The organism is Flavobacterium muglaense (assembly GCF_014305155.1).
Classification (GTDB): Bacteria; Bacteroidota; Bacteroidia; order Flavobacteriales; family Flavobacteriaceae; genus Flavobacterium; species Flavobacterium muglaense.
Genome location: NZ_JACRUK010000041.1, coordinates 21,083 through 34,756, shown reverse-complemented (window position 1 = coordinate 34,756; position 13,674 = coordinate 21,083). Strand labels below are relative to the sequence as shown.

At 34.9% G+C, this 13,674-nt stretch carries 10 protein-coding genes; 9 read left to right on the top strand and 1 reads right to left on the bottom strand.

Annotated features, from left to right (window positions below; genetic code table 11):
• Positions 1–179 precede the first annotated feature (179 nt).
• The 3 genes from H8R24_RS13960 (at position 180) to H8R24_RS13950 (ending at position 1,886) form a co-directional block, all read left to right on the top strand.
• Positions 180–749, top strand: a complete 570-nt coding sequence (locus H8R24_RS13960) for a TetR/AcrR family transcriptional regulator (protein ID WP_187020121.1) — start codon at positions 180–182, stop codon at positions 747–749.
• A 74-nt stretch (positions 750–823) separates the two neighbouring features.
• Positions 824–1,375 carry a carboxymuconolactone decarboxylase family protein gene (locus tag H8R24_RS13955; protein ID WP_187020150.1) on the top strand — a complete coding sequence of 184 codons (552 nt, stop codon included), beginning with the start codon at positions 824–826 and terminating at the stop codon, positions 1,373–1,375.
• 202 nt (positions 1,376–1,577) lie between these two features.
• Positions 1,578–1,886 carry an EthD family reductase gene (locus tag H8R24_RS13950; protein ID WP_187020124.1) on the top strand — a complete coding sequence of 103 codons (309 nt, stop codon included), beginning with the start codon at positions 1,578–1,580 and terminating at the stop codon, positions 1,884–1,886.
• A 121-nt stretch (positions 1,887–2,007) separates the two neighbouring features.
• Here the strand turns inward: H8R24_RS13950 and H8R24_RS13945 are convergent, their stop codons facing one another.
• The gene (locus H8R24_RS13945) at positions 2,008–2,952 is read right to left on the bottom strand and encodes an HU domain-containing protein (RefSeq protein ID WP_187020126.1); all 945 of its coding nucleotides are present in this window, start codon (positions 2,950–2,952) and stop codon (positions 2,008–2,010) included.
• 103 nt (positions 2,953–3,055) lie between these two features.
• Between H8R24_RS13945 and dprA the strand changes: the two genes are divergently transcribed.
• From dprA to H8R24_RS13915, 6 genes are all read left to right on the top strand, one after another.
• On the top strand, positions 3,056–4,156 hold the full coding sequence (gene dprA / locus H8R24_RS13940; protein WP_187020129.1) for a DNA-processing protein DprA: 1,101 nt from the start codon (positions 3,056–3,058) through the stop codon (positions 4,154–4,156).
• Between the two features lie 525 nt (positions 4,157–4,681).
• A complete protein-coding gene (locus H8R24_RS13935; RefSeq protein WP_187020132.1) occupies positions 4,682–6,706 on the top strand; it encodes an SPOR domain-containing protein in 2,025 nt (674 codons plus the stop codon).
• Positions 6,707–7,206: 500 nt separating this feature from the next.
• Positions 7,207–7,650 (top strand): hypothetical protein, encoded by a 444-nt coding sequence (locus tag H8R24_RS13930; protein ID WP_187020134.1) that lies wholly within the window; start codon positions 7,207–7,209, stop codon positions 7,648–7,650.
• 117 nt (positions 7,651–7,767) lie between these two features.
• Complete coding sequence (locus H8R24_RS13925) at positions 7,768–9,057, top strand: hypothetical protein (RefSeq protein ID WP_187020137.1); 1,290 nt, start codon at positions 7,768–7,770, stop codon at positions 9,055–9,057.
• Between the two features lie 189 nt (positions 9,058–9,246).
• The gene (locus H8R24_RS13920) at positions 9,247–10,725 is read left to right on the top strand and encodes a gliding motility-associated C-terminal domain-containing protein (protein WP_187020139.1); all 1,479 of its coding nucleotides are present in this window, start codon (positions 9,247–9,249) and stop codon (positions 10,723–10,725) included.
• Between the two features lie 12 nt (positions 10,726–10,737).
• On the top strand, positions 10,738–13,572 hold the full coding sequence (locus H8R24_RS13915; RefSeq protein WP_187038210.1) for a PorP/SprF family type IX secretion system membrane protein: 2,835 nt from the start codon (positions 10,738–10,740) through the stop codon (positions 13,570–13,572).
• The last annotated feature ends 102 nt before the right edge of the window (positions 13,573–13,674 follow it).

The window sequence follows — 13,674 nt, the reverse complement described above, 5'->3', positions numbered from 1 at the left end:
TTGCATTTAAACAAGAAAAAGTAACTCTAAATACCTGTGTTTTATTGGATTTGCAATTTTTCAGCAAGCCCTAATTACAGTACATTTTTTATAATTTAAAAAGTACAAAAGTTAAAATCTGTTAATTATTTTTTTATAACCAAGCAGTTGCTTAGTTTTGCATCAGAATAGAACTAAAAATGGCAAGAGCAAAACAATATAACGAACAAGAAGTGATAGAAAAAGCGATGTCTTTGTTCTGGCGCAATGGGTATGAGAGTACTTCCGTTCGTATGTTGGAAAAGGAAATGGGCATCAACCAGTTTTCTATTTATGCTAGTTTTGGAAGTAAGCACGGCGTTTTCCTTGAAAGTTTAAAATGTTATAAAAGAAAAAACGCTTCGGTTTTCGAAAAATTACAAAACGGAACAGAGGGCGTCAGTGACATCAAAGCGTTCTTTTATGATTCAGTCGAAATGCCTACCAAAATTGGAGAATTTGACAACAAAGGGTGCTTGTTAACCAACACCTACAATGAGTTTGCCAACAACGAAGACCAGTTGATTCAATTGCAAATGACCGAATTCATGGATCATTTGAAAGCGGTATTTGTTCAAAAATTAGCTGTAAACAGTTCTAAGGACGAAGCAACAATTGCCAAACAAGCCAACTATTTAGTATTAGCAAAACACGGTTTAGCTGCCGCGTCACGAGTAAACAACAAACAAGAGATAGAAGATTACATTGAACTAACGTTCCAAAATATCTAACTATTTTTTTAACCATAAACTAAGCGAATGCTTAGATACATTTAACACAATTATAATTTTTAAAAATCAATACAATAACAACATTAAAAGTGCACACAATCGAATCGGCTCCAGAAGCAAGTAAACCATTATTAGAAGCATCTCAAAAAGCATACGGAATGATTCCTGGATTGCACGGTGTATTAGCTGCCGCTCCTGGAATTCTTGAAGGATACCAAAAATTACACGAATTATTCGTTAACACTTCTTTCAACGAAGAAGAATTGACAGTAGTTTGGCAAGCAATCAACGTAGAGCACGCCTGTCATTACTGCGTTCCTGCACATACAGGTATCGCTCACATGATGAAGGTAGACAACGACATCATCGAGTCTTTACGTAACGAAACTCCTTTGGCAAACCCAAAATTAGAAGCATTGCGCACTATGACATTGTCAATCGTTCGCAACCGTGGAAACGTTTCTCAAGCAGACTTGGAAGCATTTTACACAGCAGGTTACGGAGAACAACAAGTACTTGAAATCATCCTTGGAGTATCTCAAAAAGTGATTAGTAACTACACAAACCACATTGCAAATACGCCAGTTGACGCTGCGTTCCAAAAATTTGCTTGGTCAAAAAAATAATTCATCATTAGATAGATTCATACAAAACCTTATTTTAATTCTTTGGGCAGCTATTCCGCCTTCCGTTCCCGCTTTTTTTGTTGCGCTACGCTCCACAAAAAAGAGCTCCACTCCAATCGGGCTGCGGGAATGTGAATACCAGAATGTCCAGTGATTACAATAAGGTTTTGTACTTTTAGTAAAATTATAAAATAAAAACACCATGATAAAAGTAAGCGTAATGTATCCCAATACTGCGGATATAAAATTTGATATTGAGTATTACAAAAACACCCATCTTCCTATGATTACAGCTGCTCTAGGCGATGCTTTAAAAGGAATGGAATTTGTATTAGGAATAGGCGGCAGAGTACCAGGAGAAAAAGCACCCTATTTTGCTATAGTAGATTTAAAGTTTGAATCGGTTGCTGTTTTTCAAGCCTCGTTTGGACCGCATGCTGCTACCTTTGCAGCTGATGTTCCTAATTACACCAATGTAGCAGGAGAATTGCAAATAAGCGAGTTAATGTAATTTTAGATTGCAAGCTCAAGTGTTGTAAGATCTAAGAGTTTACAAAACTCAGGGATTCAAAAAAAAACCTCCAAGAGCATTAAATAGTGCTTTTGGAGGTTTTTTGTATGCTAGTATATTGTTACAAAGATTCGATTAAAACCCAAGCTTCTGGATTTTCACTTTCTTGTACTTCTCTTTTTACTTTTATTGCTTCTGCAAGTGTAGCATAACTTCCATATAATACAGGGTATAAGCCGTATTTATTGATGGCTAATCTTCTTGCTTTAAAACCGTGCTCAGATAAGGTTTTGAATATTTTTTCAGCATTTGTTTCGTCTCTAAATGCACCAGCAACTACATGATACGGTAATTTTCTTTCTTTTACAGAAAGCGTAACAGCAGGAATGGGAGTTGAGATGAAAAAAGTAGCTTCTTGTATCTTATTTTGTACTTGTTTTTGAACAGCCGTTTCAACTAATGTGGTTTGTGTAGCTATTTGATTTTGAAAGATAGAATAACCAATACTACCAGTTAAGCTTAGACCTAACACAAAAATAGCAGCATATTTTAAAAAGTGATTGGCGCTTTTTTCTTCTTTTTCTTCTTCTTCAATTGCAATTACTTTTGATTCTGCTAAGGTTTCCATCTTTTGCTCAAAGATTTCTCTTTTTACAACTGGAGACACGAACGAACTCAATCCAAATGAGCTTGTTAAGTAATTTACCTGCTCTGATGGTTTAAATATTAAGTTGTCATCAGCATTAAGACTAATAGTACCTACGTTTTTGATGGTAAACACACCATTGGTTTCAAGTGCCGTTTTCCAGTTCATTACCTCAAACTGTATCGCGCTTACCGCATAATCATAAGAAGTTTTTTCTACTTGAGCAATGTGATTAGCTAGTAAGCCATCATTGTTTTTCAAATTGGCATTAAAAGAAATCATTTTTTTTGGTGGAAAAAATGAATTTGCGCTTTCAATCCATTGTGCCGACTGGATTTCTGTTAAGAAAGCCCCGAAGCCAGGAATGGTAACGCATTGATAACGATGTAAAAGCTGAGCGATGTAAGATTCTATATTCATAGTGACAAAGTTAAACAATGAAAATACTTATCAAAATTTTATTCACAATTTTTGTTAACAATTCACGTATTTATTTTATACTTTTCAGGATCAATTATTTAGTATGACTGAAGACGAATTATTTTACTTGTTAGCCTTGCAAAGAGTGGAAGGTGTAGGCGATGTAATGGCCAAAAAACTCATTACCCATTGTGGTTCTGCCGATGCTGTTTTTAGTACTAAAAGCGCACAACTCGCTGCTATTGATGGTGTTGGTAGTATGTTGCTGAAAAACATCAAGGATAAAACTGTTTTTGACAAAGCAACTGCTGAACTGCAGTTTATAAACCATAATAATATCAAAGTGGCTTATTTTCAAGACGTCGATTATCCTGAAAGATTGAAACAATGTATCGATGGACCGCTGTTGTTATTTAGTTCTGGTGCCATAGATTTAAAAAATCGCAAAATAATCAGCATTGTTGGGACGCGCCAAATTACTTCATACGGAATTGATTTTTGCCGTAAATTTATGGAGGATTTAGCGCCTCTTGATCCAGTTATTGTAAGTGGTTTTGCTTACGGTGTGGATATCGTCGCGCATCAGTTGGCTATCGAACTTAATTTGCAAACAATAGGTGTTGTTGCACATGGGTTGAACCAAATTTATCCTAAGACACATAAGAAATATGTTGCCAAAGTCGAGGAGAATGGAGGTTTTATGACGGAGTTTTGGAGTTCTTCTAATCCTGACAAGGAAAATTTTGTGCGTAGAAACCGTATTGTCGCCGGAATGTCTGAGGCTACTATTGTGATCGAGTCGGCAGATCGTGGCGGTTCTTTAATAACCGCTAATATGGCCAATGATTACAATCGAGATGTTTTTGCTGTTCCAGGCCGTGTAACAGATAAATACAGTCAAGGCTGCAATAATTTAATCAAAACACAAAAAGCCAATGTGCTCACAAGCGCTGCTGATTTAGTGTATATTCTCAACTGGGAGGTACAAAAACAAGTAAAACCAGTGCAAAAACAGTTGTTTGTTACCTTAGATGACGATGAACAGCTTGTGTACGACTATTTATTGCGTACTGGCAAGGAGGTAATGGATATCATAGCCCTTCATTGTGATTTTCCTATTTATAGAATTTCGGGTTTGTTGTTAAATATGGAGTTAAAAGGGCTAGTTCGGCCTTTGCCAGGTAAATTATTCGAAGCTATTTAGACTTTTTCAAATAGTAGGAACACTTGAAATAAATTATGTTGAATTTTTTTACGGTTGTTAACAATTAGCTATTGGTTATCAACAGTTATAGGAGCTAATCAATTCTTTCACGGTTTGAAATATTTTGGCTTACTGAATTTTTCATCAATTTTAGGGGGTATTGCCTTTTTATTTTTTGCGAAAGCGCAAATCTTTTATTGAGTTAATCTATTGTAAATCAGTTGGTTTTTTATACTATTTACTGCACTAAAGACCGTTTTTATTTTTAGGGACCGTTGCGTATTATCTGGAGTAGGACTATCCTTTTTTAACCTCCATTTGCATGATAGTACCGCTCTTTTTTGTGTTATAATTCATTAAACACGAAACTATTACTCAAATAGATTTACTGAAACAAATTAAATTTTATACATTTTACCCAAACTTATTAACAATTTTGTATTGTTAATTAAAAAACAAATATTACTTTTGAAAAATGTTAACAACTTATTATAAGTTTTTCATGGTCAATTAATTTATTTTTAAATGAATAAGAAATTTTACCTCGTTTATCTTTTGCTTTTCATCTCGATTGAAGTTTTCAGTCAAGTTGCTGTACCCTTTGCTGTACGTCGTCAATTGTATGTAAAAGGGGATATGACAATGATTGCAAATAATATTGTCAATAGAAAAGATTTTTTTAGCAATCCTAATTCACCATACGATAAAGTGGATGATAAGGCAAAACTGAATGACCAGTTGGATATGCAATACATAGACATTGATGATGATAAGAATACTTTTTCATCAAGTAGCGCTAACTTAGTTCTGGATAAAGCTGCTGATAAGAAAATCGTTTATGCTGGTTTGTATTGGTCAGCTACTTATACTAGCACTAGTTCTAAAAGTCCAAGAACAAATATCTTCACTGCGGTAGACAACTCCAGACAATCATTTGATAATATTAAAATTAAATTACCTAATGAAACAGCTTATACTGATATTCAAGGGAAGATGATTTTTGATGGTCTTGATAAAACTAATTTTAAAGAAAGTGCTCCTTATGCTATGTATGCAGATATTACTGATTTAGTAAAAAAATCAAAATCAGCTACAGGAACTTATACAGTAGCTAATATTAAATCGACTGTTGGTGTAGTAAGCGGAGGTGTTTCTGCTGGTTGGTCTATTTTCTTTGTTTATGAAGATGCTAATATGTCTGGAAAATTCATTACTACTTATGATGGGTTTGCGGGCGTTACTAAAGCACCGGTAGATATTAACTTTTCTGGTTTTCAAACGCTTCCTGTTGGAATAATCAATGCAAAGATTGCCTGCGCTGCTCTAGAAGGTGATTTAAATTTAACAGGTGATCAACTTTTTTTTAAGTCAGATTCGTCCAAAGAATTTTCCAAAATGTCTGACGAGTTAAGAGACAAGATGAATGTATTTAATAGCTCTATTTCTATTGATAATAAATATTTTTCTGATCGTTCTCCTAATAGTGTAAACACTTTGGGCTACGATTCTTTTATAATGGCTATTCAAAATCCCGATAATTCAATTATTCAAAATAATACCAAAGGTGTAACCGTAAAATTCAAATCATATGGTGATCGTTACTTTGTGTTTTTCAACGCCTTTACTGTTGAAGTGGTTCCTCCAGTAGAAATTGCCCCAATCGAAATTTTGCCCCAAGTAGAATTATTAGCAGCTGGAAATCAAAAGAAGGTACAGGATGCTATAAAAACAAATACCAAAGTAGTCGCGGTTAGAGATACGCAACCCATCAAAAAGGAAATTCCGGTTGAAGTAATTGAGGAAGAACAAATTCCAGTTGCAGAAACTAAGGTCGCTCATAAGGCGACAGCAGTCAAAGCAGCAGTTACAAACAACAAGGCTATTGTAGATAAAAACTATTATTTAGTGGCAGGTGTTTTTAAAGTGCATTCAAATGCAACTCGCTTAATCGAAAAGTTAAAAAAAGAAGGCGTAGATGCTTATTACGTCACCAACCCGAAAAACAATTATCGATATGTCTATATCAGCAAACCCAATACATTTAGTGAAGCAACACAACTGCAAGCCAATAAATTGAATGGAACTTATGGTAAAAAAACATGGGTTTTTAAAATGAATAAGCAAGATGACAATAGTGCGATTGCCGACAATAGTTATCCAGCTGAAATGCCACAAGTTAAAAAGCCAATTACAAAAGAACCTAAAAGTACAGCTGTAGTAAGTAGACCAATTGAAAAAGAAGTAGTTGTTCGTTCTAACAATGATGAGGTAAAAAAAGTGTCGTACAATAATAAGGATTATTATTTAGTGGTGGGGGTTTTTAAAATCCATTCCAATGGAACAGCTTTAGTAGCCAAATTAAATGGTAACGGAATTGAAGCTTTTTCATTTGTGAATCCAAAAAACAAAATGAAATATGTTTATGTAAGTAAAAAAGATTCATACCAAGAAGCAACTCGTTTAAGTGAAACTAAAATGAACGGAACATATAACAAAGACATTTGGGTTTTCGGGATGAAGCAACAAAACAATATTGTAACAACAGATTAATGAATAGACTTTTTTTTTTTTTGAAATGTAGGCCGTAGCCGGAATGGTGGTGAAGACAAAAGGAAATACGGCACGGATATTGTTACATTTGTAACAATATGTTGATATAAAAGAGAGGATTAAAGAGATAGTATTGTTGTCTGAAATTTATATAACAAATGCTACATTTTAAGTCGTTGCAAAATAAACAAACACTGATTTGTGATTGATGTAAAAAATAATTGAAATTTAAATTGATTTTGTTAATAACTGTAGTTATTCGCTTATCAGCAGGTTAGGATAAAAATTCAGTAGACTTAGCGCTACAAAACAAAAAACGTAATAATTAAAAAACAGATTATCAATAGCTTAGTAGAATTATAAGAACAAGCAAGCTTGTGTAGGATAAAGCCTATACGTCGTGTTTCCAACTCTTTTTGCCCCAAAATTTAGAGTTATCAACATATTTATTAGCTTTTATTGTATAATTTTGCAAGTTGTAATAATCATAAACTCATTATATGAAAGGGAGAATTATTTTTTATAGTATTTGCCTTATGCTGGCAACAAGTAGTATTGAAGCCCAAAATAAAAAAGAGGGTAACAGTATTATTAGTAAATCAGCAGAAATAAAATCATATCATAGTCAAAATGAGTTGCTTGCCATGCAAAAAGGCGAACTTTTAGATTTATACATTGAACGCATCAATGTATTGGTAAAGATGCTTCCTTATATTGCGTTAACAACAAACTCAAGTATAACTATTACTGACCTCGGGATTCCAAATGATTCTAAAAACAGAAAAATTATGGAAGCACAAGCAGAGTCAATCAATGATTTTATCGAAAAAACAGACGATTTTCAACGTAAAATAATTCCATATTCGGACACCAACTCTTTAATTGCTTCTATATTATTCTATGAAAGCACTTTAAAAGCTCTGCACGAATTAGAAAGCATGTAATTTTTTAAAACATTGTTTTATAGTGAAATAACTAACGATTTAAGTCATTATCATGTTAGTGTTTTTTCCTATTACAACAAAATGAGGTTTAAAATTAGTAATTAATTTTTTTATTCAATGAAGTACTTTTACCATTTTTTATTAATCTTCCTATTAGGAGCTTGTAGTGTGAACGCACAACAGGAAAAAGGAATTAAAGGATCGACTAGTTGGTTAAACAATTGGACGGAATTTAGACCTAACAAGAAAGATTATGGGGAAGCAAATCAAATTTTGGCAGGAAGTATTACTGAAAATACCAAATTATACAAAAAAAATGTGTACCTTTTGCAAGGTGATGTTTATGTAGCTAATAATGCGACGCTTACAATTGAGCCAGGAACCGTAATTTTGGCCGATTCTGATTCAGCTGCAGCATTAATTATTACAAAAGGCGCTACCATAATTGCAGATGGTCTGGAAACAGATCCTATTGTTTTTACGTCTAATAAAGCCAAGAAAAAAGCAGGAGATTGGGGTGGACTGATTATTTTAGGTGATGCACCTACTAATAAATTTGGTAATGTTTCTTCGGTAAACTACGATTTAGATAATTTTTTATCTTCTTACGGAGGGAATAATGCAAATGCTAATTCTGGAATACTACGCTATGTACGTATCGAATTTGCAGGTAATAAATTAAAAGATTCCGGAAATTATAACGCTTTGCTTTTAGCAGGTGTAGGTAATAAAACCATTCTAGACAACATAATGGTGAGTTATGCGTTAGGTAATGGTTTTGAAATATACGGTGGCGATGTCATTTTAAGTAAATTGGTTTCTTTTAAAACAAACGCGGTGGATTATCGTTTTAATTACGGAGCCCAAAGCAAAATAGACAATTCATTGGCTATTAGAAATTCGTACGTATCAAGCAATACGGGTTCTAAATGTTTAAGTGTTGTGTCTTATGATTCAAAATCAGAAGTGGATTTGTCTAAAAAACAAACCAATGTAACGGCAACCAACTTAACTTTTGTAAACGATAGTGAACAGTTAAGTCAAGATATTGCAAAAGGTTTAGTAAAAGAAGCCGTTTATGTAGGCGAAAATGCTGCACTAGATTTTAAGAGAGGTGTTATTTCAGGTTTTAGTCCTGCAGTAATACTGGATGATAAAATTGAAATAAATGGGCAAAACTTGAATAATATTAAATTTCAAGACATGTATTTTAATTTTTGCAAAGGGAATATATTTACTAAGAACAATCCAAACAATGAAGATTTAGAGAGTTGGTATGGGAATATTATCTTTTTTAACGTCTACTCTCAAAGTGATAACTTAGAGACATTTGTCGATTTTTCGAATGAAAAACGACCAGATTTTAGATTACGATTGGGGAAAATAACAGCATCAAACAATCAATAATTGGTACAGCAACCAGTTAGCTAAAACTAGTATAACCAACTAGATTTAGGTACAACCTGTATCAAATGTTGGTCAATTAAAAATTTGAAGATGAAATGCCGTAAAAAAACATGTCATCTCATTATGTAATATTTTAAACATTGGATTTTATTATTCAGTGAGATATGATTTTTTAATCAGCCCCAGTGTATGAAAAACAACTTTACTACAATTATCAAAAGTATTTTAAGTATTGTGCTACTTTTATGCGCAGTCGTTAATGCTACCGCTCAAACATCTATAGAGAAACCCAGTTTTGCTTTCACAAAAATTTGTGCCAATCCTGCTTTTAATACCTTTCAAGTTGCTATTAAATTTTCGCCAGTAAGTGATTTCTCAACTACAAATCAGTTTATTGTAGAAATGTCTGATGCTACAGGAAGTTTTTCGGGTGCACCTACCGTACTTTACACTTCGACTGCGGGTGCTATTGTGGCTTCACCTACTAATGTGACCTTCTCAGTGCCTACAACAACAAGAGGTGAAAATTTTAAACTTCGTATTAAAAGTACCTCTCCGGTACTTACAAGTCCAGAATCTAATGCTTTTGCGGCTTACTACAAACCACAAGACAATGGGTTTTCGATTAATAATTTTGTTGCCACCGCTACTTATTGTACTGGTGGAAGCTATATGTTAACTATTGATAATCCTGGAACAGGATCAAACGATTCTCCATTAAAATATCCATCACTTAGTTTTAATTGGTACAAAGAAACAAGTAGAACAACATCTGATTTTGTTGCTGCTGGTCCTACTTTAACCGTTACAACACCAGGAACCTATTATGTAGAAACCGATTATGGTACTTGTACATCCTATTCGTATTCCAATCGTGTCACAGTGACCGAAGCTTCGGTTTCATCTACACCAACCATTACCTCAAGTTTAGGTAATCCATATTGCCCAACTACTGGATCTACCGTTTTAAGTAGTTCTGCAGGGAGTACCTACCAATGGTCAAAAGATGGAACTGCAATTGCAGGAGCAACTAGCCAGACTTATGCAACCAATCAAACGGGTGTGTTTTCAGTAGCGGTAAACAACGGTAGTTGTTCATCAAATGCTTCTATCAACTTAGCTCAAATTGATTTTACTTCCAGTATTAACGTGCCGGTTTCACCAGCTTCAAATGCATTGTTGACAGGAAGTACCATCAATGTGAAGGTAACTACAACTGCTTCTAACCCTACTTATGTTTGGTATCTTGACAAGGTAGTGATCAGTGGTGCAACTTCAGATACCTATGCGGTAAAAGCAGAGGGAACCTACAAAGTCGAAATCACTCAAACTACAGGTTGTGTGGCTACCAAACAACATGAATTTATTGTTACTGTAAACGATGCAAAAGTAGTATTAAGAGATGTTGCAAATATCCCAAATTTAATCAGCCCAAATGGAGATGGTATAAATGATACTTGGGAGATTCCACTAGAATACGTAGGGGGTACAGGCACTGAAATACTGATCTTCAATGGTCAAGGCGATGTAGTTTTGCAAACAAATAATTATCAAAATAATTGGCCAGACGGCAAGTTGGATTTCAAAAATGTAAACCCAGTGTACTATTACATCATCACAACTGCTGGAAACAAGGTTAAAAAAGGCTCCATTACAGTGGTCAAATAAAAAACAAATTTTATGAAAAAAACGCTACTCTTATTAGCTTTTTTATATGGTTCATTTCAAATGCTCTATTCTCAAAACCAAGAGGATGGAGTTGTTTCGTTTAAACTACCCGTTAGAAACTCGTTGAAGTACAATCGTTTTTTAATCAACCCTACCTTCAGTTTTGTTAGGGAACAAGGATCTACTTTGAGTTTTTATAATAAAAGACAATGGATACAATTTGATGATGCACCTCAAACCTATTTAGTGAGTTATTCCGGTCGTTACAGAGACAATGAAGGAGTATCTGTTGGGTTATTTCAGCAAAATTATGGAGTGCTTACTACTTTTGGTGGTGTAGCCAATTTTGCACATAATGTTGTTTTACAAGAAGATAGTAATTTGACTTTTGGTCTAAATGTAGGTTTTTATAAAAGTGGTTTAAATAGGGGCGCAGTAATTTCTAATTATGTGGATCCGTCTCTAGAGGCAGTTCCATCGAACTCGTTATTGACGGTGAATCCCGGAATTAATTATGGAATTGGGAGTCTTGACTTTGGTGTTTCGATGAATAATTTGGTTTTATACAATTTTAATACTTCAAAAATGGTAGCCGATGATCCTGAAAAAAGTGTTCAGGCACATGTAATGCACACCGGTTATATTGATAGTTATGGTTTCTTTGATAGAAGTAAGTTTTCGGCTATAATTAGCAGTGAATTTAAGAAAGAAAAAACAGTAATTTCAGGATTGATGCTGTTTTCTGTTCCAAAAGGGATCTGGATGCAAGGGGGTTACAACACTGTTTACGGTGTTTCAGGAGGATTGGGACTCAATTTAACCCCAAAAATTTCTGTTGAGTATAATTTTGAAAAAGGGATCGGAAATTTGTCTAATTTTGGATCGTCTCATGAAGTGGTATTTGCATACCGATTTTCGAGCAAAAATTATGATAACAGCGGTGATGAAGAAGAGGGTGCGCTTATTACACCATCAGAGAAAAAGAAATACGCTTATGTTAAGCCAAAAGAGAAAGAGTCAACTATTTTGTCTCCTATCGACGCTAATAAGTTAAAAGAACAACAAGATGCTTTGGCGAAAGCGAAAGCAGAGGAGAAAGAAAAACAATTGGCAGCAGCCAAAGCGAAAACACAAGTTATTGTTGAAGCTCCAAAAGAGAAAGAGGTTGCTAAAACTGTAGATATTGTTAAGCCAAAAGAAACAGTTGTTGCTCAGGCTCCAAAAGCGAAAGAGGCACCAAAAGCAGTTGAAATTGCGAAGCCTAAAGCAGATAACGCTGCCGAAGCACAAAGAATTGCTGATGCAAAAGCGAAAGCCGATGCTACTGCCGAAGCACAAAGAATAGCGGATGCTAAAGCAAAAGCCGATGCCACAGCTGAAGCGCAAAGAATAGCGGATGCTAAAGCAAAAGCCAATGCGACTGCCGAAGCACAAAGAATAGCCGATGCTAAAGCGAAAGCCGATGCCACAGCCGAAGCACAAAGAATAGCAGATGCTAAAGCAAAAGCCGATGCCACAGCCGAAGCACAAAGAATAGCAGATGCTAAAGCGAAAGCCGATGCAACTGCCGAAGCACAGAGAATTACCGATGCTAAAGCAAAAGCCGATGCAACTGCCGAAGCACAAAGAATTGCTGATGCAAAAGCAAAAGCCGATGCTACTGCCGAAGCACAAAGAATAGCAGATGCAAAAGCAAAAGCCGATGCTACTGCCGAAGCACAAAGAATAGCCGATGCTAAAGCAAAAGCCGATGCTACTGCCGAAGCACAAAGAATTGCTGATGCAAAAGCAAAAGCCGATGCTACTGCCGAAGCACAAAGAATAGCAGATGCAAAAGCAAAAGCCGATGCTACTGCCGAAGCACAAAGAATAGCCGATGCTAAAGCAAAAGCCGATGCTACTGCCGAAGCACAAAGAATAGCCGATGCTAAAGCAAAAGCCGATGCCGATGCAGCCGCCAAACTTGCCGCAACGACTAAGAAAGATGACAATGCTAAGGCAATGGATGAGTTGGCTCGCGTATTGGAACAGTCTAAAAACAGACAAAAACAATTATTAGGGCAGCTGGAATCAACAGTGAATAGTAAAGAAAAAGAGCTTAAAGAATTAAAAGAAGAAAATGATTTAAGCGATAAAGGAATCTATAAAGATCCTAAACCTTTTAAAAGCACAGCTGATGAAAACAATGCAATCGAAAGTTTAAAACAACAAATTGCAGAAGAGAATAAAAAGCAAAGTGATAAAATAAAAGACTTAGATAATTTATATAAAGAACGATTGGCCAAGGTGCCTAATAGTAATGATGCTACAAATCAAAACTATAAAAACACAATTGATCAGTTGAAAACAGAGCAATTAAAAGTGGTTAATTCAAATAAAGAATTAATAACATCTCTGGAAAAAATTAAAGTCGATACTGAAATTGAGAAAAAACGCCGAATTAAACGGGCAGCATTTGTTAGTGATGAAGACAAATACATCCAAGATGTGGCTACTTTAAAACGTATAAAAGAAACGACTACTGTAAGTGCTACACCATTGAAACCGCAAGATTTTGATTATGGTACGGAACAGTCGAATATGCAAATTTTGAAAAACATCCGAAATATAGATCGCGGATATTATCTCGTAATTGCAGTTCATAATGAGGTGGCCAAAAGAGATACTTTCTTAACCAAAGTAGTCGCTAGCGGACAAGCCGATGTGAATTTCTTCTACGATGTGAATTCAAGCAACTATTATATTTACTATGATAAGTTTGAAAATTTTAAAGAGGCACAAAAAGCATTAAATACAAAAGGCAGTAAACCATACAATGGTAAAATGTCAATTGTGAAGGTTGAATAAAAAAAACGGGACTTCTTTCTTTTGGAAACAAAAGGGAGAAGTTTACCTATTTATTACAATGTAATATTCTGTTTACTTCTAAAGGCTCCAAGGAGGTAAACC